General features: G+C 43.4%; 20 protein-coding genes and 1 pseudogene. 16 read left to right on the forward strand and 5 right to left on the reverse strand.

What is annotated here, in order from left to right; genetic code table 11:
* The first annotated feature begins 99 nt into the window (after positions 1 to 99).
* Positions 100 to 1,266 (forward strand): IS256 family transposase, encoded by a 1,167-nt coding sequence (locus tag AM506_RS20505; protein ID WP_060674812.1) that lies wholly within the window; start codon positions 100 to 102, stop codon positions 1,264 to 1,266.
* Positions 1,267 to 1,472: 206 nt separating this feature from the next.
* Here the strand turns inward: AM506_RS20505 and AM506_RS20510 are convergent, their stop codons facing one another.
* Complete coding sequence (locus AM506_RS20510; protein ID WP_060674814.1) at positions 1,473 to 2,399, reverse strand: DMT family transporter; 927 nt, start codon at positions 2,397 to 2,399, stop codon at positions 1,473 to 1,475.
* Positions 2,400 to 2,610: 211 nt separating this feature from the next.
* Here AM506_RS20510 and AM506_RS20515 point away from each other — a divergent pair, with 211 nt between their 5' ends.
* Positions 2,611 to 3,090 carry an Lrp/AsnC family transcriptional regulator gene (locus tag AM506_RS20515; protein ID WP_060674816.1) on the forward strand — a complete coding sequence of 160 codons (480 nt, stop codon included), beginning with the start codon at positions 2,611 to 2,613 and terminating at the stop codon, positions 3,088 to 3,090.
* Between the two features lie 93 nt (positions 3,091 to 3,183).
* Here the strand turns inward: AM506_RS20515 and AM506_RS22870 are convergent.
* Positions 3,184 to 3,300 (reverse strand): annotated as a pseudogene (locus AM506_RS22870) (phage tail protein); the annotation flags it as partial.
* 47 nt (positions 3,301 to 3,347) lie between these two features.
* Positions 3,348 to 3,830 (reverse strand): GyrI-like domain-containing protein, encoded by a 483-nt coding sequence (locus AM506_RS20520; protein WP_060674818.1) that lies wholly within the window; start codon positions 3,828 to 3,830, stop codon positions 3,348 to 3,350.
* Positions 3,831 to 3,930: 100 nt separating this feature from the next.
* Here AM506_RS20520 and AM506_RS20525 point away from each other — a divergent pair, with 100 nt between their 5' ends.
* The 11 genes from AM506_RS20525 (at position 3,931) to AM506_RS20575 (ending at position 15,714) form a co-directional block, all read left to right on the forward strand.
* On the forward strand, positions 3,931 to 4,890 hold the full coding sequence (locus AM506_RS20525) for a helix-turn-helix transcriptional regulator (protein WP_060674820.1): 960 nt from the start codon (positions 3,931 to 3,933) through the stop codon (positions 4,888 to 4,890).
* A gap of 176 nt (positions 4,891 to 5,066) precedes the next feature.
* Positions 5,067 to 5,390 (forward strand): ArsR/SmtB family transcription factor, encoded by a 324-nt coding sequence (locus tag AM506_RS20530; protein WP_060674822.1) that lies wholly within the window; start codon positions 5,067 to 5,069, stop codon positions 5,388 to 5,390.
* Between the two features lie 12 nt (positions 5,391 to 5,402).
* On the forward strand, positions 5,403 to 7,883 hold the full coding sequence (locus tag AM506_RS20535) for a heavy metal translocating P-type ATPase (protein WP_060674824.1): 2,481 nt from the start codon (positions 5,403 to 5,405) through the stop codon (positions 7,881 to 7,883).
* 197 nt (positions 7,884 to 8,080) lie between these two features.
* Complete coding sequence (locus AM506_RS20540; RefSeq protein WP_060674826.1) at positions 8,081 to 8,605, forward strand: RNA polymerase sigma factor; 525 nt, start codon at positions 8,081 to 8,083, stop codon at positions 8,603 to 8,605.
* Positions 8,583 to 9,629 (forward strand): DUF4030 domain-containing protein, encoded by a 1,047-nt coding sequence (locus AM506_RS20545; protein ID WP_060674827.1) that lies wholly within the window; start codon positions 8,583 to 8,585, stop codon positions 9,627 to 9,629. Before AM506_RS20540 ends, AM506_RS20545 begins: the two co-directional genes overlap by 23 nt.
* 597 nt (positions 9,630 to 10,226) lie before the next feature.
* Positions 10,227 to 10,742, forward strand: coding sequence for an MgtC/SapB family protein (locus AM506_RS20550; RefSeq protein WP_060674829.1), 516 nt, complete (start codon positions 10,227 to 10,229; stop codon positions 10,740 to 10,742).
* Positions 10,743 to 10,976: 234 nt separating this feature from the next.
* Positions 10,977 to 12,251, forward strand: a complete 1,275-nt coding sequence (locus AM506_RS20555; protein ID WP_060674831.1) for an ABC transporter substrate-binding protein — start codon at positions 10,977 to 10,979, stop codon at positions 12,249 to 12,251.
* A gap of 92 nt (positions 12,252 to 12,343) precedes the next feature.
* Positions 12,344 to 13,234, forward strand: coding sequence for a carbohydrate ABC transporter permease (locus tag AM506_RS20560; RefSeq protein WP_060674833.1), 891 nt, complete (start codon positions 12,344 to 12,346; stop codon positions 13,232 to 13,234).
* Between the two features lie 15 nt (positions 13,235 to 13,249).
* The gene (locus tag AM506_RS20565) at positions 13,250 to 14,059 is read left to right on the forward strand and encodes a carbohydrate ABC transporter permease (RefSeq protein WP_060674835.1); all 810 of its coding nucleotides are present in this window, start codon (positions 13,250 to 13,252) and stop codon (positions 14,057 to 14,059) included.
* An 11-nt stretch (positions 14,060 to 14,070) separates the two neighbouring features.
* The gene (locus tag AM506_RS20570; RefSeq protein WP_060674836.1) at positions 14,071 to 14,811 is read left to right on the forward strand and encodes an MBL fold metallo-hydrolase; all 741 of its coding nucleotides are present in this window, start codon (positions 14,071 to 14,073) and stop codon (positions 14,809 to 14,811) included.
* Between the two features lie 117 nt (positions 14,812 to 14,928).
* Complete coding sequence (locus AM506_RS20575; protein ID WP_060674839.1) at positions 14,929 to 15,714, forward strand: HAD-IIA family hydrolase; 786 nt, start codon at positions 14,929 to 14,931, stop codon at positions 15,712 to 15,714.
* A gap of 326 nt (positions 15,715 to 16,040) precedes the next feature.
* Here AM506_RS20575 and AM506_RS20580 read toward each other — a convergent pair whose 3' ends face one another.
* Both AM506_RS20580 and AM506_RS20585 read right to left on the reverse strand, forming a co-directional pair.
* Positions 16,041 to 16,235, reverse strand: a complete 195-nt coding sequence (locus AM506_RS20580; RefSeq protein WP_060674841.1) for a hypothetical protein — start codon at positions 16,233 to 16,235, stop codon at positions 16,041 to 16,043.
* A gap of 204 nt (positions 16,236 to 16,439) precedes the next feature.
* Positions 16,440 to 17,135, reverse strand: coding sequence for a YfjL-like protein (locus AM506_RS20585; RefSeq protein ID WP_060674843.1), 696 nt, complete (start codon positions 17,133 to 17,135; stop codon positions 16,440 to 16,442).
* 402 nt (positions 17,136 to 17,537) lie between these two features.
* Here AM506_RS20585 and AM506_RS20590 point away from each other — a divergent pair, with 402 nt between their 5' ends.
* The 3 genes from AM506_RS20590 (at position 17,538) to AM506_RS20600 (ending at position 21,516) form a co-directional block, all read left to right on the forward strand.
* Complete coding sequence (locus tag AM506_RS20590) at positions 17,538 to 18,455, forward strand: proline dehydrogenase family protein (protein ID WP_060674845.1); 918 nt, start codon at positions 17,538 to 17,540, stop codon at positions 18,453 to 18,455.
* Positions 18,456 to 18,506: 51 nt separating this feature from the next.
* A complete protein-coding gene (gene pruA, locus AM506_RS20595; protein WP_060674847.1) occupies positions 18,507 to 20,138 on the forward strand; it encodes an L-glutamate gamma-semialdehyde dehydrogenase in 1,632 nt (543 codons plus the stop codon).
* 106 nt (positions 20,139 to 20,244) lie between these two features.
* The gene (locus AM506_RS20600) at positions 20,245 to 21,516 is read left to right on the forward strand and encodes a PucR family transcriptional regulator (RefSeq protein ID WP_060674849.1); all 1,272 of its coding nucleotides are present in this window, start codon (positions 20,245 to 20,247) and stop codon (positions 21,514 to 21,516) included.
* Positions 21,517 to 21,770 lie beyond the last annotated feature (254 nt).

Raw genomic sequence — 21,770 nt, forward strand, 5'->3', positions numbered from 1 at the left:
TGATTAAGTCTATATAATTGTGTAAATAAAAAAGGGCCATTTTAATTCCCATGATACAATGTTTTCGACCAAGAAAATCTGTACATGGAGGAATTAAAAATGACCCAACTTAATCTTACTTTAAATATTGAAGATTTAAAAGACCAGGTGGCTAACTCTGATCTCGATGCCCTTGTTAAATCTTCCCTCGTCTTAGTGCTTAATGAGTTTATGGAAAAAGAACGTAATGACTACTTAAATGCTAAGGCTTATGAGAGAACAGATGAACGATTAGACTACCGAAATGGCTACTACAATCGTGATTTTGTCATTTCAATCGGCAAGCTTACTTTAACCGTTCCTCGTACGAGGAATGGGGCATTCTCCACTTCATTATTTGAAAAATACAAGCGTGTAGATCAGGCACTTGTGCTTTCAATGATGGAAATGGTGGTCAATGGAGTTTCTACTCGAAAAGTTACTAAGGTAATGGAACAGCTTTGTGGTGAAAGTGTATCTAAATCACTGGTTTCTAACATTACAAAAAAATTAGATCCGATTGTAAATGAGTGGGCAACACGCCCTCTTAATGTCATGTACTACAAATATGTATACGTTGACGCTATGTACATTAAGGTGAGAGAGCATCAACGAGTGGTATCCAAAGCGGTCTATATTGCGATTGGAATCAATGAGAAGAATAAAAGAGAAATTATTGGCCTCAGCGTGAATCATGCAGAGTCTAAATCTGGGTGGATTCAATTCTTTGATCACTTAAAATCCAGAGGATTTCAATCCCCTCAAATGATAATTTCTGATGCTCACGAGGGCTTGAAAAGCGCTATAAGAGAATCTTTTATAGGGGCAAGTTGGCAGCGCTGCACCTTTCATTTCAAGAAAAATATCATTGATGTGATGCCTAAAAAAGACTCTCGTGAAGCCAAACAAATCATCAAAAAAATTTTTGATGCCTCTACTCCACAAGAAGCCAGAGAAATCAAAGATGGATTCATTACTCTATTCGAAGAACGAAGTTCTTATCAAAAGGTTATAAGGGTTTTAGATGATGGATTTGAAGACGCGATTCAGTTCATGAATGAGCCTCAGGAATATCATCAAAAATTAAGAACCACAAATAATTTGGAAAGATTAAATTCTGAAATACGGAGACGTGAACGTGTCATTAGAATTTTTCCAAATACGCAATCAGCATTTCGACTAATTGGAGCAGTTTTGATGGAGCAGGAAAAAGACCTTGATCCAGGGAACAGAAAATATCTCTATTGAATTTTCAATTTTCGAGGGGGTCCTCCAGCTAGCTGGAGGACCCCCTAAGAACAATAACTAATATTGGTTGAAGACATAGTATATGAATTTACACAATAAAGTGGACTTGACTCAATAAGTGGAATATGTCCGCTTATTATGATAGCGAACCAGTTACTTAAATGAAAAATGCTTGGAGCATCTGTCTCCAAGCATTTTTATTTTCTTTATGAAGTCTTCACTGGCTCATTAGACAGTACACCTGATGGAACTTTCCTGAAAATACGAGGCTTCGTCTTCCATAACGAAAACAACACACACCCCGCCAAAACAATGATACTCCCAACAGCCTGAAGACTATTCATCTTCTCTCCCAAAAAGAAGAACGCCAACAAAGCTGTGAATACAGGATTAAAGTTCAAGAACAACCCTGATGTACTAGGCCCGAGCTTATTCACCCCGACATTCCAAAGCACCATGCAGACAACCGTGGAAATCACGCCGGTATACAGGATCGACTGCACGAAGGAAGCATCGACATTGGTCACACGGAAATCATGAAGATTAAAAGGAAGCAGGATAATAAGTCCAAATATACCTGAATAAAGAATGGACATCATCGGAGTGACGCTCTTCATCGCCCACTTGCTGCAAACGGAATAGAAACCCCACATCACAACGGCAGCAAGCATGTACAAATCCCCATCATTAAACTGCAGAAAATAGATCATCTCTATGTTTCCTTTGGACAGGACAAGCAACACGCCAAAGAGTGACAAGAACATGGAACACAGTTGAAAGGCGTTCATCTTTTCCTTCAGAAAAATAAAAGAAATTCCGGCAATGGAAAACATATTTAACGTAGAAATCAGGCCAACATTGGTGGCGGAGGTCTTCTCAAGTGCCATGAATTGCAGTCCCTGAAAGAGGGCTACCCCTGTCAGCCCCATGAGGGATAATGGCAGAATCGATCGTACGGGTGGAACGAGATTCTTTTCCTTCCACCAGACCATCGGGAATAGGCAGACGACGGCAATAGCCCATCTCAATATCGTCAACGTTCCCGGAGATGCGTGTTCCACAAGTGATTTTCCCACGATGAAATTGCCTCCCCAGAGAAGACTGGTCAATAATAATAGATAATGATATTTCACGTCATTCAGCCCCTTTTCACAGAGCCACTGTGCACAATGACATTTACTATAAGAATAATTTTAACATTTTATCCGTTTTACAAAAGAACATATTGTATAATGAGGGTTATTCGAAATAATTGAAAGTATAATAGATTATCAGATTATAAAAATTCATTTATACATCGTTTTATCAGTGGTTTTCGGAACAATTGAAAAGGGTGGTTGAATCATGGAATCAGTTGTAAGCAGGGTATTGGATCAAATGGATATTCAGCTTTTGGATTTGCTGCAAAAGGACGGGCAGCTGAGCAATCTTGAATTATCAAAACGGGTCAACCTATCGGCACCGGCCGTTCACGCACGCATCAAGCGGCTCGAGACGGAAGGGTATATTAAGAAGCAGGTAGCCATTCTGAATCACGAAAAACTGGGGTTTGATTTACTATGTTTCGTGTTTATGAGCACGAATGAACACAGAACCGAAAAGCTGGAAGCAGTGGAAGGGACATTGGAATCGATGGAGGAAGTCCTTGAATGTCATTGTTTGACCGGGGAATATGATTATCTACTGAAAGTGGCATGCAAGGATCGCAAGGGATTGGAGCACTTTATTAGAAGGTTGAATGAGATGGGGATCACGAAGATTCAGACGAGTTTGGCGTTGAGGGAGATCAAGGATTCGACAGTGCTGCCGATCTTGGGGGATTGAGTGGGGGCTGGCCCCTTTAATGCTTGACCACTTGAATGGTAAATGAAACAAGGGGACAGGAAGGTACTCCTATCCCCTTGCCTATTTTAATACTCACCCTATCACAAAATATGATCCCCGGATGGTACCGGCCAGTTTGGATTTCTGCCTCGCAAACTTAAACTTCCCTTCAAGCTCCTTCGGTATTTCCATATCTTCAGAAAATTTATACATCTTGAAATCTACTGTATAGGACATAATCATTTCTCCTTGTTTCTTTATTTCATCACAACAGGAATCCACATTTCTCCATACACCATTCCGTTTCGCTGCCCCATCTCTACCACTGTATTCGGCCCTCCAACATAGGCAAAGTCCTTTGCTTCCGGCAGGACACGTCCAAAGGCGATGCCGGAAACCGTCTGATCCAGTTCCTCTGCAGTATGTCCCTCTCCTTCTATAACGAGATAGGTTCCCTTGGGAAATTGAATGGCTTTGGCTTCTTCAGGGGCAGCCGATGCTTTTGCCATGACCCCGCCATGATGCATCATCTTTCCATTTATCGCTTCATTCACGGCGAAAATGTAATCATTGGATGCGATGGGTTTTAACGAGTCCAGTGTTCCATCTTGAATGATTTCTTTCCAAAAGTCTGCCTTTTCCCTGTTTAAACCGGCCATATCCGTGTAGTGGCTCTTCAGTTCGGTTCCCACGCCTACAACGGTGAAGGATTCTTTTTCTTCTAACGTATAATCTGACATTGTCAAAACCTGCCTTTTCAATGATTTGTTGTCTTCAACAATTGATATGTATATACTAACGTTTAATTGTGTCAAAAAATGATACTGTTTAGGAGGTCCCATGAAAAAAGTTGAACGGATAAATGTGATCATGCGTTATATCAATAATCGAGCCCACTTTACGATTGCTGAGATCATGCGTGAGTTTGATATTTCAAGGTCGACGGCGATGAGGGATATCAGGGAGATTGAGTCCATGGGGATGCCCCTCGTTTCTGAAGTTGGACGGGATGGCGGTTATTTTGTCATGCACAATTCTGTCCTGCCTGAGGTCCGCTTTACCGATAATGAGGTGAAAGCTCTATTTATCGCGTTTATGGCGACAAGAAATCTTCAGCTTCCTTATTTGAAGAGTCGCCAGTCCCTGGCAGAGAAACTTCTCAGTCTCATTTCAGAACAACAACAGGATACCCTCGTTCTGCTAAATAAGATCTTGCTCTTTGAAGGAACCAATCCCCATAATCCTGACATCCTTGATCTTTCGGACCTTCCCCATCCCATGCTGGAAAAACTGTTACAGACTCTGCTGTCGGACAGGTGTTTATTAATAACGATTGAAGAGAATGTCATGAAAACCTACCCCATCTATCTCTTGCAGCTCTATCGTGAAAAAAGCCATTGGCATATCGAAGGGTTCAATTTGAATGATGATAAGAAACAGGTCTTTTCAGTTGACCAACTCACCGATGTCCAACCGTACCCAAACAGAAAAAGAAGAAGTGAACAAGAGATTCTGGACCATCTGAAAAAACAGGTAGAAGTCATGAATGTGATCATCGATCTCGGTCCGGAAGCGATTGCTCAGTTCAAAAAATACCATCCTAAAAACGTTTCCCTTTCTTATACCAATCCATACCACAGTACTGGAGTTCTAAAGACTTTTGTTGATGCGACTAAATCTGAAGGAGTAAAGGAAATGGCCAATTGGATCATGTTCCTCGGTGAAGATATCAGCATAAGGAAAGTGCCAGATGAAGTTTTGGATGTTTTACATGGAAGATTTGATTTATTCTGTCTTTGAATGATCTTAAGTATGTCGTGGCAAATACCAAGTGATTCCAGTCCTTGATACCTGGGGATTGACCTTATTTTTATTACACCTGAAAGTTCTGAAAAATTTTTGACACACATATTAGGAACTGCTAATATGATGGAGATACATATTAGAAAAATCTAATATGAAGGGTGGACCTTTAAATGGATAAGAAAATTGATTTAGAGACAAAAGTGAAGTTCCTGCAGGGATTTGCGCACAGGATCAGGATTCAGATATTGGAAAGTATCAAGACAGAAGAGAAGACGGTTTCTCAGATTGTCAGTGAACTGGACGGGAGTCAGTCAAGTGTATCCCAGCATCTTGCCTGCTTGAGGGGATGCGGCCTGATTGTTGGCCGACAGGAAGGAAAGTTTACGTACTATAGCCTCAGCAACCAGCATGTGCACGATTTGTTGACGATGTTCGATGTGGTACTTGATGAAGTAGATGACGATGTGGCGTGCTGTAGGCATCATATTGAATAAAGGGTGAAGGAAATGGGAGAGTCATGTTGCAACTCGAAAGACAACGAAAACCGAAGTGCTCAACATAAAACAGAGAACACGAAAAGCTGCTGTAGCGCCAATGAAGCTTCTGCTGAACAGGATCTTAAGACAAACTCATGTTGCACCAGCGAAGCTGTCGAGATGGGTAAAGGAGCATGCTGTTCCGGAGATTACCTCGCATCTGAACAAGCTCAATACAGGATATATGGCATGGATTGCCCATCCTGCGCACTCTCCATCGAGAAATCTCTCGTCAAGTTGGAGGGAATCGGCGAGGCAAAAGTCAACTATAACACAGCGAAGCTTCACGTAACCGGGAACTCACTTGATCGAGTAGAAACGGAAGTACAAAAGCTTGGATTTAAAATCGAACCGATCAACGAAAGGAAAGACATCAGAACCTATATGGTCGAAGGGATGGATTGCAGCAGCTGTGCCAAGAGCATAGAAAACCATCTCCACACCATTCCCGGCGTCCGGCAGGTAAATGTTCATTTTTCAACCGGAAAAATGAAAGTGGACCATGAGAATAGTGTGGAAGAGATTATCTCGGAAGTGTCCAAGATAGGATTTCGTGCATCGCTGCCAGCTAAAGGTGAGCAAGACGTTTCCTCTATCAAAGAAGGATATGGGAGCATCATCACTTCAGGAGTCTTGATCGCACTTGGATTCTCAGGGTCATTTATGGGCATTTCCCCTTTAGTGGTCACGCTTCTATACGCAGCTGCCATGATCATAAGCGGCTACAAGCCGGTAAAAAGTGCGTTTTATTCCGTTAAGAGCCGTTCCCTGGATATGAATGTACTGATGTCAGCGGCTGCCATCGGGGCGGCATTGATTGGTGAATGGCTGGAAGGGGCAACGGTTGTTTGGTTGTTTGCCCTCGGAACGACGCTTCAGACGATGTCCATCGAGAAAACGAGGAGCTCCATCCGGAACCTGATGAACCTCGCACCATCGGAGGCGTGGATAAAAGTCGGGAATCAATTAATGAAAAAGCCGGTCGAGGAAGTGGCGGTTGGTGAAGTCCTCGTGGTGAAACCGGGAGACAGAATCCCGTTGGACGGAGAAATCCTATCGGGTGAATCAAGCATCAATCAGGCACCGATCACAGGTGAATCCATCCCTGTTGACAAGGAACCAGGCGATACAGTGTACGCCGGGACCATCAATGAAAATGGATCTCTTGAAGTAGGGGTGACAAAGCTAGTGGAAGATACGACGATTTCCAAGATCATTCACCTTGTGGAAGAAGCACAGGAACAGAAAGCTCCGACCCAGGCGTTCATTGATCGCTTCGCGGCGATTTATACACCGATCGTCTTTGTATTGGCTCTCGTGATGATGGTACTGCCTCCACTCGTTGGGTTCGGCACGTGGGGAGAATGGTTCTACAAAGGCCTTGAACTGTTAGTGGTGGCCTGTCCGTGTGCCCTTGTCATTTCCACACCTGTCGCGATCGTCTCGGCGATTGGAAATGCGGCAAAGAACGGAATCTTGATCAAAGGCGGCACCTTCCTTGAAAAAGCGGGAAGCATCACCGCCATTGCGTTTGATAAAACGGGCACCCTGACGGAAGGGAAACCGCGTGTGGCGTATATCAAATCCTTCGATGCAACGGAAGAAGAACTGTTATCCATCGCTCTGACGTTAGAAGAGTACTCCACTCACCCCATCGCAAAGACTATTGTGACGTCTGCGCATGAAAGAGGAATTCAAGCAAAAAGTGGTGAATCGTTTAAGAACATTGTGGGGAAAGGTGTTCAGGCAAAGGTTGGTGGAGTCACCCATTATGCAGGAAACACCAAACTGTTTGATGAGAAGGGTATATCCCTGGGTGGAGCCAGACAGATGATCAAAGAGCTCCAAACTAAAGGGAAAACTGTCGTGATCATCGGTTCGGATCAAGGTGTCATGGGAGTCATCTCCGTTGCTGACTCGATCCGGAAGACGACAGTCCGCTCCCTTGAGGGGTTAAAGGCTGCAGGGATTCGGGATGTGGTCATGCTGACAGGGGATAATGAAGGAACGGCAGAGATGATTGCGAAGGAAGCCAATGTGAATCGCTATTTTGCCGAACTTTTACCAGAAGATAAGGTGAACGTGGTGAAGACCTTACAGATTGAAGGACATAAAGTAGCCATGGTCGGTGACGGGATCAACGATGCGCCGGCCTTAGCCACTGCGGATCTCGGAATCGCCATGGGAGGGGCAGGGACCGATACGGCCATGGAAACGGCTGATATTGTGTTGATGGCCGATAATCTGGATCAGTTGCCGCATACCATCAAGTTAAGCCGAAGAGCACTGGCGATCATCAAACAGAACATCTGGTTCTCGCTGATTGTGAAGTTTGCCGCACTGGTCCTGATTTTTCCAGGGATCCTGACACTATGGCTGGCAGTCCTAAGCGATACGGGAGCAGCGATTATTGTGATTCTGAATGCTCTTAGGCTGGTGAAAGGGAAATAATAGAAGGAGAGAGGTTGCCTACAGGTGAGTTATCATCCGAGGTGACCTCTCTTTTTTGAGGGACGGTTAATACCCTGCTTTTTGGGAGAATGGTAGAGTAGGAACCGTCTCGTGCTTTTTATTTTGAAAAATTCACTTTGAACGTGACCGATTTCCTTTCAATTACGTCTAAGTGTATAGGGAAAGGGGGAACAGTTTTGGACCAACAAGAATTAAATGAATGGTTTAATAAATATGGAGAATCGATCCTCACATACATACTTTTAATGGTACGGGACTACCAACAATCCGAGGATTTAACACAGGAGACCTTTCTAAAAGCCTATAGAAGTAAACAACAATTTAAAGAGAGAGCCTCTGTGAAAACATGGCTATTTTCCATTGCACATAATGTGACGATCGACCACTTTAGGAAGAAGCACCCGATGAAACACTATCTGGGCTTAACGATGGAGGAAAAAGACGGCATGCCGTTACCTGAACAAATCGTCGAGATGAATGAAGAATCGGAAGAATTATATAGAGCCATTCAACAATTAAAGCCAACGTACAAACATGTCATCATTTTAAGAAAGTTGAAAGAATTTTCAACATCCGAAACAGCCCATGTGTTGAACTGGTCAGAGAGTAAAGTGAAAATGACGTTAAGAAGAGCGCTGGTTGAACTGGAAAAGATATTGACGAGGGGAGGGACCATCAATGAAATCAACCGATCCATTTAAAGAATTGGAAGAACAGCTAAAGGTAACAGACGAATCGAAAGATCAGCTTCGAAGTAAAATTATGCAGAGCACAAATGAAAAGAAGAAGATCCATTTTAAAAAATATGTCTGGATTGCTGCAGCGTGTATACTCTTTATTGTCACATCCCCGTTCTATTCAACGACCATGGCTAGTATTGTGGCGAAAGTGTTACCAATCACGATCACTCCTCAAATTTCAGACGGAGAACCTAATCCCAATTTGACTTCTGACCTTTTTAAACTAGTCGAAAAGGAAGGATTCAGAGTTAGTTCAGTAGGAACAACACCGTCTCCCTTTACGATTGAAGTGTCACTCGTGTTGGAGGATTCAACATTAAAGCAAGCGAAAGAAGATCTTGAAGCCAAGATCACCAGTTATTTATATGAAAATGGATATGACGATTACGAATTAAAGATAACGGAAGCACCTGAAATTCCCACTCATGAGGGAAGCGATGGCTTAAACAAGGAATATGATAAAGTACGAAAAATTGTGAAGGAAGTATTCGCTTCCTATGGATATGCCGAAGAGGCTGAATATGAGTTAGCAGGTATGAAGGGGACCGGCGCCTCAACAGTCGTCACCATTGATATGCCGGACCATATTGATGAATCAAAGGAAATCATTGCAGACATTGAAAAAGAAATAGAACGACAGGATCTAGATGTGAAAGAGGTTGAGGTGAATACTTTCAATTTACAGCATCGTCTGCAGGATAATCGTTGGTCCATGATCTCTTCTGATATTTATGATGCCATGGCAGGGAAATCGACATATAAATTGGCTGGGCTATCGTACCAGGTGAAGGATGGACACTCTTATGTTTGGATAAAAACAGATCTGGATAAACCACTTCCTCAAGAGCAGATTGAAGAAATTGAAAAAGCCATACAAGACTATTTGACTTTACCTGAAACGAAAGAGCAGATACGTGATGATGAGTATACGATTGAATTTTTATTGAAGAATGGGAAGTCGTTTGTGGAGATATCGAATCAATAGTTTTTTCGGATAAGTTTAAGAGTTCCGTTTTCAGGTGAAGAATTGACGTGTGATGGGTATACGTTCTTTAATGATTATGATGGGAATTTTAAAAAGGGTCGTACTTATCGATTGGGAGATCAGGCCAAACACCAGAGCTGATGAATAGACGGAATAATTCCGCTTAATTAGTTTTTTCTATTAAAAAAGGCTGAAATAGACGGAATAATTCCGCCTATTTACTCAGAAATACAAAAATGTTCGATCTTTTCTGTACATAAGCGGAAATCCTCCGGTTATTTATCCCAAAAACAAGGTCCGAGCTGACTATAGCCGGAAAATCTCCGCTTATAAACTCGCCAAATTTCCTACTGCTGGTTCTATATGGTGAAATATAACTGTTGGATTTGAGGCGAGAGGGAGTTCACGAACATCCTCCCCACTAACTCCATCATTGAATTCATAAAATAATTAGTGTACGATAAAAAGAAATTTTAACGAACGAATCCTAGTGGAAAGTATAGAAGGGACACTTACAAAGCGAACGGTATGATTTTTTCATAATAGGCAGATTCGTTTTGGGAGGGGTCTCTTTTCTGGTTTAAGGAGGACGCCAGCATGACGCACTACATAAATGAACTTACAGACTTCTTCTGGCAGCATGATATCTATTTCCGGATTGTGGTGAGTGCGGTGTTGGGGTTCATCATTGGATGGGACCGGTCTTCGAAGAACAAGCCGGCCGGTTTGAAAACCTATACGTATGTTTCGGTGGCTTGTACGTTGATTACGATTGTTTCGATCGAAGGCGCCGATATGCTCAGTGAACCGGATAGCGGGAAGATGATGGATCCACTCCGTCTCGCTGCCCAGATAGTATCGGGGCTCGGGTTCTTAGGTGCAGGGGTGATCCTGAAAGATGGTCTGCGGGTGAAAGGGCTCACGTCGGCTGCGATGATTTTCTACGTCGGGGGTATCGGAATCGGTATCGGAGCAGGGTTTTATTCGATTGTCATCTTCGCCACCCTTGTCACCTTCATCATGACGAGGATCGGTAACTTTTTTGAAGAACGAGAGATCAAGGCAATGAGTCTGCCGAAGCTGCGGAAGAAAAATGATGAGAAAGACGAATAAATGCAGGGTGGGAACGGATGGTCTGTTCCCACTTTTTATTTTGTGAAGAATTTCATTGCCAACTTTTAGTTAATGTTGTATTATTGTGAATAATCAGACATATATATTAGACAGGTTTTAGTCTAAGGGTAGAGATGCGGAGAATCCCTGTGACCAATAAAATGCATGCCACATTTTTGTGCTGCAGTTTATTGTTCATGGGTTTTTTTATGAAAAAAAAGGGGAGGAAATGACATGAAGATCAGGCTTTTATCATTCGTTTTAGTGTTGATGGTTGTGTTTGCCGGATGCAGCAGCAGTGATACCGCTGGAGGCGAAACGACTGAAATCGATTTCTGGTTCCCGGTAGCGGTTGGCGGGGATGTAGCGAAGATCGTGGATGGGTTTGTGGCGGATTTCGAGAAAGAGAATCCCGACATCAAGGTGAACGCGAAATACGGAGGCAGTTATGCAGAGACGATGACCCAGGTGATGGCATCGGCCCAGGCAGGAAATTCACCGGAGCTTGCCGTATTATTCTCCATCGACCTTTTTACGTTGCTTGAGAATGACCTGATTGAGGAATTGACGCCGATGTTCGATGAAAAGTATCTGGATGATTTCTATGATGGATTCATGGCGAACTCTTCCATCGGGGATAAAGTATACAGCTTGCCGTTCCAGCGCAGTACGATCGTCCTTTACTACAATAAGGATGCATTCAAAGAAGCTGGACTTGATCCTGAATCTCCACCTGAAAACTGGGATCAGCTCGTGGAATACGGGAAGAAGCTGACGAAGAATGGCGGAAAGGATCAGTGGGGGCTTGAGATTCCGAGTACCGGCTATCAGTACTGGATGTTCCAGGCGTTAGCTCTTCAAACAGAGAAGAATATCATGTCCCAGGATGGAAAAGAAGTGTATTTCAATGCTCCATATGCAAAAGAAGCAATGGATTTCTGGTTATCACTTGGGCAGGAACATAAAATCATGCCTGAAGGTGTCATTGAATGGGCGACGGTTCCATCTGACTTCCTGAGTGGAAAAACGGCGATGATGTACCATACAACGGGTAACCTGACGAATGTGAAGAACAATGCAGATTTTGATTTTGGTGTATCATTCCTGCCGGCGAACGAGCAATACGGTTCCCCTACAGGAGGCGGAAATATCTACTTGTTCAAAGATCTGCCAAAAGCAAACAAGGAAGCGGCCGTCAAGTTCATGAAGTTCCTGACTGAACCGGAGCGGGTAGCTCAGTGGTCCATCGATACTGGATATGTAGCCACCATCGAATCAGCTTATGAGACAGATGTGCTGAAGAAGTATGTAGAGGAATTCCCTCCTGCACTGGTTGCCCGCGAGCAGCTTGAATATGCAGAGAGTGAACTCGCAACCTATCAAAATGGTGAAGTGCAGAAAATCTTCAATGATCATATTCAATCGATCTTAACGGGTCAAAGTCCTGTGGATGAAGGGTTGGACAACGCACAGAAGAAAGCAGAGAAAGTGCTTGAGCCATTTCAGTAAAGGGCAAATGGTGAAGCATTGAATGAGTGGAGCTCAAGTGGACCGTTTGCTGACCCCTTGAGCTCCTTTCACAAGAAAGGTGGGACTGATCGATGTCAACGAAGCATAGAAAATTCAGTTCCCGGGCAAGGAATAATCTGTTCGCCTACGGGTTGCTGTTACCTTCATTTATCTTTTTAACCTTGTTTACGTTTTATCCGACGCTCAAGTCGATTCAGTTAAGCTTCTATAGCGGTCCGATGACGAGGCTGCAATTTTCCGGATTGGAACAGTATAAGGAAGTCTTCGGAGATGAAATATTCAGGAAGGTTATCCTGAACAACATCCTCTTCATGATCGGGACCGTACCTACGAGTTTGTTCCTGGCGATGTATCTTGCCATCTGGTTGAATAAGAAAATGGCGGGAAGTGCTTTGCTCCGTACCTCCTTTTTCTATCCGACGATTGTTCCGCTTATTGCGGTGGCGAATATTTGGCTTTTCATCTATACGCCTCAGTATGGATTGCTCGATAACTTTCTTCATACGTTCGGCCGTGGGGATACAAGCTGGTTGGGGGACCCGAGTACCGTCATGGTTGCGATGATTGTCATGATCATCTGGAAAGATGCGGGTTTCTTTATGATCTTCTATCTGGCAGGACTGCAAAATTTGCCTAGTGACGTGTATGAAGCGGCTGAGATGGAAGGGGCAAAACCATTCCAGATGTTCCGTCATATCACATTCCCTCTGCTGATGCCGACGACGCTGTTCGTCATGATCGTGGCGATTACGAATTCATTCAAAAACGTCGACCACCTGTACATAATGACCAAGGGTGGACCGGATAATGCCAGTAATCTAATACTCTACCATATTTACGAAGCGGCGTTTACGAACTGGGACCTTGGAAAAGCCGCGGTGCTGACCGTGATCCTGATCGTCATCATGCTCGGTATCACCGCCTTCAACTATCTATACCTTGATCGGAAAATCCATTATTAAGGAGGGGAAGCGACGATGAAAAAATTGAACTACGGCATCATTATTGTTCTAGGGATTCTTTCATTCATCCCCCTACTTTGGGTGATCATCACTTCCTTCTCTCCGGGGAACCAAGTGATTAATGGAGGCTTTCCGTTCTGGGTCACGAATCCAACGTTTGATAACTACATTCAGGCATGGGAAACGGCACCTTTTTTGCAATACTATTTCAATACGTTCGTAATCGTATTTGGCGTTTTGATTGTTCAGATCGTCACCGTTACCCTTGCGGCCTATGCGTTTGCACGGGTGAACTTCACCGGGAAGAATGTATTGTTCATCCTGTTCCTGCTGCAGCTGATGATCCAGCCAGAAATCCTGCTGTTCCCGAACTACCAGGTCATCAGCCAGCTCGGACTCGTTAATACCAAACTTGCCGTCATGATGCCGTATTGGGCGTCGGCGTTCGGGGTCTTCCTGATGCGCCAGACGTTCAAGCAGGTTCCATTTGATCTTGATGAAGCGGCAAGAATGGACGGGTGTAAATGGTATCAAACCCTGTGGCATGTCTATATCCCATCGGCTAAACCGACCTATATAGCCTTTGCCCTAGTCTCGGTGAGTCACCATTGGAGCAACTTCATGTGGCCGTTGATCATCACGGATTCCGTGGAGTCCCGACCATTGACCGTCGGACTTGCGTTATTTGCACAATCCTATGAAACGGGAGCGCAGTGGGGGATGGTTGCCGCTGGTACGGTCATGGTCATCCTGCCGTTGGTCATTGCATTCTTCCTTTTTCAAAAACAATTCGTATCGAGCTTTATGCACTCAGGAATAAAATAGGAGGGGATCTGATGGACATTCATTTTTTAGGAACGGGGAGTGCGTATCCCGGTTCGGAACGCGACAATACATCCATCTGCTTCTCAAATGATGGTTATCATGTGCTGGTGGATGTCAGCGGCAATCCTTGCAGAAAGCTGAAGCAGCTGCAGGTGGATTTGAGGGAGCTTGATGCCGTCGTGTTCACCCATTTTCATATTGATCACATTTACGGTCTCCCGTCCTTGCTATGGGGGATGTGGCTTGAGGACAGGAGAAAGCCTTTAAGGATTCTATGTGATAAGCGGAATGAGAGGAAGCTTCAGGAATGGCTCTCGACGATGGAAGCCGATCAGTGGCCGATCGCCTTTGCGGTTGAGATCGAGACCTTTGATGGCGACGAGGAAAAAGAACTTCTGTCTGGAGGGGGAATGACATTTTCCTGCTTTAAGGCATTACATTCTGTTCCAACAGTTGGCCTTGAAGTACGATGTGCCGGCCGGGTACTCGTATATTCCAGTGATTCGGAAATCAGCGCACGGATTGGTGAGTATGACCATATAAATATGTTAATCCATGAAGCTACATCTGCCCGTAAAGTGGCAGGGAACCACAGCAGTCTTGTTGAAATTGTTGAAAAATATGACGTGGAAAGAATCGGGAAAATCGTTCTTGTCCACCTATCCGACGGAGAACCGTATGAAGAAGAGGTGGAAAAGCTCGGGACTTCAAAGGTCATCATCGGCGAAGACTTGATGACACAACATATGTAAATGAATAGGTACAAGGATAAAGATGAGGAGATTCCTTGGGTATGACGAAAAATCCAATTATTCAATTGGAGAAATCGTCATGCTCAAGGAATTTTTTATTGGATGGAGGGGGTACAGATGAAGAATCTAAAGGGGTATATTTTTGACTTGGACGGGACTGTGTATCTTGGTAAGCAATTGATAGAGGGAGCAGACACCACCATCAATGCACTTCTCAATGAAGGGAAAAAGGTGCTGTTTCTGACGAATAAGACCATTGAGTCCCGCCAGCGGTATGTGGAAAAGTTACATGGGTTCAATATCCGGGCTAACCTTGAGAACATTTTGAATCCGACGGTTACGCTGATTGACTATTTACGTGAACATCATCCCCAAGCGACATTGTATGTGATTGGTGAGCAGCCCATCAAGGATGAGCTGACACTTGCAGGATTCAGGGAAGGAATGACACCGGCCGAGGTGGATATCGTCGTGCTTTCATGGGACCGGGCTTTTCATTATGACCATTTGAATTTTGCCTACCAGTCGATCAAACTCGGCGCGAAAATGATTGCGACCAATCCTGACAAAACCTGTCCAGTAGAAACGGGCGATGTCCCGGACTGTGCGGGGATGATTGGGGCAGTGGAAGCGGTTGTCGGAAGAAAAATTGATGTACAGATCGGTAAGCCATCTATCCTGACAATCAAGGCAGCACTGAAGATATTACAACTGAAGCCGGAAGAATGCGTCATGATCGGTGATCGCCTGGAGACTGATATCCGGATGGGGATCGAAGCGGGGATGAGAACGGCCCTTGTACTGAGCGGGATAACATCGGAGGAGGATTTGAGGGGGACGGTTTGGACGCCGGATTATGTGTTGGAGTCGGTTAAGGAATTGTTGTCGGAAAAGACGTTATAGCAAAGCAAGGACGGTTCTTACTCTACTTTTGGGGGGAATGGTAGAGGCGGAACCGTCCCCGATTTGTCCTGGACGCCGGATTATGTGTTGGAGTCGGTGGGGGAGATTGTCTTGGGTGAGTGAGAATTTGATGAAGAAGGCTGGTGAAAAGGAAATGCATTAAGGGAAAGTATTTGGTAGGACTTCCATTGTTCTTCATTGAGTCATAATCCAAAGAATTGCGTCATTTTCAGGGGTGATCTTGCGTCATTTTCCGGATAATTGCGTCGTTTTTTTATTTATTGCGTCATTTTCCAACATAATTGCGTCTTTTGGAAAATACTGGGTTAAGAATCAGGATCTACTCCCTTGAGCACCCAATCCTTATCTATATTGACTGTATACCCCTCGTCCGTGAATCCGTCTTTAATACCCTCAAGGATGGATTCTCCATTAAGGATAAAGAAGGTTAACGCCAGAATAGATAACAAAATAATAGACCCGAAGATGATGGAAGGTATCATGCCCTTTTTCTTTTCCATTTTCAACGCCCCTTAACATATGTTTATTAATTAGACGGAAACCGATAATAGGAAGTTTCAATTTATTACCTCCACTTGAGCATACTGGGGAAGGTCGAAAGGAAATGATAGATACGGTACCGTCTTCGTTCTCTGCTTATTCCTTATGGCAGAAATGCTTCCGATTGCGAAGGACCTTTAAAAGACAGATGTTTCGTTACATAATTAATTTCCATTTAGTTCACGGATTAATTCTTTATCTTCTTCACCAATTTGCTCCATTTTTGATGTATTCTTACCCAATGTCTTAATTGAAATGGGTTTCTTACTATCTAATGTAATTTCGTATTGACCATTTAAATCAGTGTATATCACTTGAAGAGAGGTAATATTGTAATTTTCCCCAAGCCCTTCTATTATTTCTTTCGTAAGCGTTGCAGCCGTTTTAGAACTGTCCTCGGAAGTAATCTTCTCGCGGTTGATGATCCCTAAGAGATAAATTTTTTGGTACAGAGACATATTCTTGGAATATTCACCATCAGCCAGAACCGAGCTAAACAAGTGTGCATCGGGCAACTCAATATTGTCTCTATATGAATCTTTTAACTTATTGTAATCACTTTGGAATTCATTATTTAACTCATTTGCTAGTTTCTCATCAACAATTAGATTATGTAAAAGATCATAAGAAAATTGGCTTCCTAATTGAGGGAGGTACACTTCATATGAGGAATCTTCGAAGTTGAATTGTGGTTTGGAGACACTTTTATTAATACCATATACTTGCTCTACATAATCGGTGATTTTTGCTTTTGCTATATAACTACCGAAAGGAATACCTTTAAATAAAGAGTAAATCGATATAAGAAGAAACGAAAAAATAAGTGTTAATATAATTTGGAATATCCGTTTTTTATTCATATAAGTCACCCCATCCGATAATAGTGTGTTTCACAATACCAACTATTAGACTGCAACAAATCCTGTGTGAATTTCTTACACTGTACTATTTTATACTCACTTACTTGCTTGTAAAAATATGTATGGTGTAATTATACACTTTATGTATTCATTTACAACTAAATTTATTAAAAAAAATACGAATCTACATTGCATAGTCGTTGTGATGTCATATTATTACATCTCCAACACCCCCCTTTTGTGCTTCCACCATAACTCAACCCACAAATATTTGTGTCCCGAGCACGTTGTTTCCGAGCCACTATTCCCGTTATAATTTTCTTAAGATTTACATTTCTTCGTTTAATCACCCCGTGCTTGAGGTAACAGTCACTATAAGAAGTATAAGGAGGTGTTGTAATCATGGAAGCAATCAGTAAGCGCTTTTTCCTGTTTCTTTCACACAATAAGGCATTGGATAAAATGGCTAAACGGTGGGGATCGAGATTTGGGGCTAACAAGCTTGTAGGTGGAGAAACCTTTTTACAAGCGATTCCATTGATTACGCAATTGAACGAGGAGGGGTTCCAGGTAACGGTCGATCACCTTGGTGAGTTCGTCGATTCCACAGATGTGGTCCGGGAGAATGTCCAAGGATGTATTCAGAGTATCAATGCCATCGCGTATCATGGGCTGAACACTGAAATTTCTGTTAAACTGACCTCCTTGGGATTGGATATCAGTCAAGATCTTGTCATGGAAAGCATGGAGTTGATTCTGTCGAAGGCAAATGAAAGCGGAATCACGGTCACTCTCGATATGGAGGATTCCTCGAGGTGCCATGCCATCCTTGACGTTTACAAGAAGCTCCGTCAAAAGTACGACAATGTGGGGACGGTGATCCAATCTTATCTATATGTTTCTGATAAGGATGTGGATGATCTCAATCAGTATTCCCCTTATTTGAGACTTGTGAAGGGTGCATATAATGAATCGGGTAAAGTGGCGTTCCAGGAGAAGAAAAAGGTGGATGAGAATCTGAAGCATCTTATCAAGAAGCAGCTCTTGAACGGCCATTATACAGCGGTCGCAAGCCATGACGAAGCAATCATCGATTACACCATCGGATTAGTGAAAGAACACAATATCCCGAATGATCGCTTCGAGTTTCAAATGCTTTACGGAATGCGGAACCAACTGCAATCCGAGTTACTGAAAAAAGGATATACCGTCCGCATTTACCTGCCATATGGCGAGGACTGGTTCGGGTATTTCATGCGACGTCTGGCGGAAAGACCGGCAAACATCGCATTCGCACTTAAAGGAATTTTCAGCAAGTAGTCTTTTAAAAAACATCCAGACAGAATGTAATCAGAAAGGAATGTGAAGAGAATGAGTAACGGAATTTACAACATCCCAACACCTACAAATGAGCCTGGTAATACATATGCCCCAGGTACGAAAGAAAGAGAAACGCTAAAAGCTGAATTAGAGCGCCAAGCTGGTCTAGAGGTTGAAATCCCGGTCATCATCAATGGTGAGGAAATCAAGACAGATACAGTGAAGCAAGTGGTAATGCCACACGATCACAAACATGTATTGGCTACCTATTCACAAGCAGGTGAAAAAGAGCTTCACGATGCAGTGGAAGCAGCAATGGCTGCAAAGGATTCTTGGTCCAATATGCCATGGCAACACAGAGCATCCATCTTCTTAAAAGCGGCTGACCTGATTTCTGGTCCATATCGCGACGTCATCAATGCGGCTACCATGTTGGGTCAATCAAAGACAGCCATCCAAACGGAAATTGATGCGGCACAAGAACTAGCTGATTTCTTACGATTTGGCGTTGATTATGCAAACCAAATCTATCAAATGCAACCGGACAGCATGAAAAACATTTGGAATCGCCTGGAATACCGTGCATTAGACGGTTTCGTACTAGCGATCTCACCATTCAACTTCACAGCAATCGGTGGTAACCTGCCTTCAGCTCCTGCGATCATGGGGAACGTAGTCGTGTGGAAACCGGCAACAACAGCTATCCTATCAAACTACTACTTCATGCGTATATTAGAAGAAGCTGGACTGCCTAAAGGCGTTATCAACTTTGTTCCATCACGCGGTTCACAAGTATCAGAAGTGGTATTAACAGATCCACGCATGTCCGGATTCCACTTCACTGGATCTACAAGCGTATTCCAGACGATCTGGAAGACAGTAGGGGAAAACATCACTAACTACAAATCATATCCTCGTTTAGTTGGGGAAACAGGCGGTAAAGACTTTGTCTTCGCTCACGAAACGGCACAAGCAGACAAAGTAGTCGCTGCACTTGTCCGTGGTGCATTCGAATACCAAGGTCAAAAATGTTCAGCAGCTTCCCGTGCTTACATCCCTGCAAGTATGTGGGAAGAAGTGAAAAATGGTATCGTGGAAGAAACAGCTAAGCTTAAAGTAGGGGATGTCAGAGACTTCAGGAACTTCATGGGTGCTGTCATTGACAAACCTGCCTTTGAATCCATCACAAGCTACATCGACTACGCGGCTGATTCTGAAGAAGCTGAAATCATTGCCGGCGGTACGTACGATGATTCTGTTGGATACTTCGTTCAACCGACTGTCATCGTAACAACGAATCCAAACTTCAAAACGATGACTGAAGAAATTTTTGGACCTGTATTAACGATTTATGTATATGAAAACGATCAATTAGAAGAAACACTGACTTCAGTGGATACAGCTTCCATGTATGCATTAACGGGTGCAATCTTTGCACAGGATCGTGAAGCGATCATGCACTTGGAACGCCGCCTATCCGGTGCAGCCGGAAACTTCTATATCAATGATAAACCAACCGGTGCTGTGATCAACCAACAACCATTCGGCGGTTCACGCGGTTCAGGTACAAACGATAAAGCAGGTTCTGTCTTCAACATGATTCGTTGGACCAGTCCTCGTATCATCAAAGAAAACTTCGCGCCAACAACAGACATTACGTATCCATTTATGGATGAAGAATAAATCGAACACGACAAGCTCTCCCGACATGGGGGAGCTTTTCTTTTTTTATTGGGGGATTTAACGCTATAATAGGAATCACAATCACTCGTGGAAAGGTAAGATTCCTATGGAAGCACTTGATGTAATCCTCCAAACAGAAGACATTCATAAGGCAACGGAATTGATCAGCTCAAAATTAGGCAATCCCGTCATCATAGAAAACAAAAATTTCGAACTGATTTCATACAGTTCCTCTTCTAATAAATTCGATCAAACACAGCTAAAGACGATCCTCACGAAGAAATGTCCGGTCTTCATCATCGATCGACTGAAAAAAGAGGGAATCGTCAACCAGCTCGAAAAGCATTCGGATCCGATCCGGGTGCAGGCGATGGAAGAGTTAGGATTCCACCAGCGGGTCGTCATTGCCGCAAAGTACCTTGGGAACACGATGGGGTATATCTGGGTTCAGGAAACAAGCCGCCTTCTCGAAAATGAAGAGCTCGCTTTCCTTGAAGAAATCTCTTCGCACCTTGGAAACCTGATCAATGACATGTTCGCAAAGGTCAATATCAAAAAGGACAGAAAAGAAGAAGTACTGTGGCATCTTCTGCAACACGAGTACGGAAGTGAAAGCCAGCTCCGCCATGATGCATCCCTCGTCAAGCTGACCCTTCCGGAGCGGTTCACGGTGGCGGTTTATTCGATCGCATCGTCGCAATACAAGTCCATGCTCGACCAACTTGAGAAGCTCGTACAGGAATCCAGCTTCAACACAAATATTTATTCACTTCGGACGGAATATCAGGTGATCCTTGTGCTCTACGGCAAATCAGATACGCCGTCTTCTTCACTGGAATTAGCGAGAGACCTCGTCGAAAAGGTGAAAGAACAAACAGGTGAAGAAGAATTCTATAACTTCCTCATCGGAATTGGGAAGGAATACACGACGTTATATCAAATGAGAAAGAGCTTCCTGGAAGCGTCAGAAGTCATTGAGACCGCTAACTTCATCAGCCCGCGTCCTGAATCGATGCCCCGGGAATTCGCTCAATTAGGGATTTACAGGTACTTGCCGACGCTCTATGAGAAAAATACGTCAAAGGATTATTACAGTGATGATTTGTTGTCATTGATCAAGAATGATGTGAAGAAGCAGACGGATCTACTGAAGACACTTGAAGTGTATTTGGCGAATGATGGGAAGGGGAAACAGACGGCGAATGAATTGTTTATCCACCCGAATACGTTGAATTACCGGATTAAGAAGATACAGGAACTGACTGCGATTGATTTTAATGATTTTAATATGAAGGTGTATTTGTATACGGAGTTGTTACTGCTGAATAATGTGGAGGCTTATTATCAGCGGTATAAGGATGCTTTGAAGGGGATTTGATGCTGGTATAAGTTTCACTTTGGATTTTCGCTTTTCTCGTAGGAGTCTTCGTCTTGCACTCTAATCAACAGCTTGAACCTGCAAAGTACATTTTATATATTTTTGACAAACAATAAAAGATCCGAACGAATTCGATTTTCATTTATGAATTTCGAATCATTGTTCGGATTTTTCTTTGGTTAAAATCCTTTTGGGGAAAAGTGGGAACGGTTCTATCTCTACCTTTTCCTTTCGACCATCACCCAAAATTAGCC

Origin of the sequence: Rossellomorea vietnamensis (assembly GCF_001305855.1) — a bacterium.
Lineage (GTDB): Bacteria > Bacillota > Bacilli > Bacillales > Bacillaceae_B > Rossellomorea > Rossellomorea vietnamensis_A.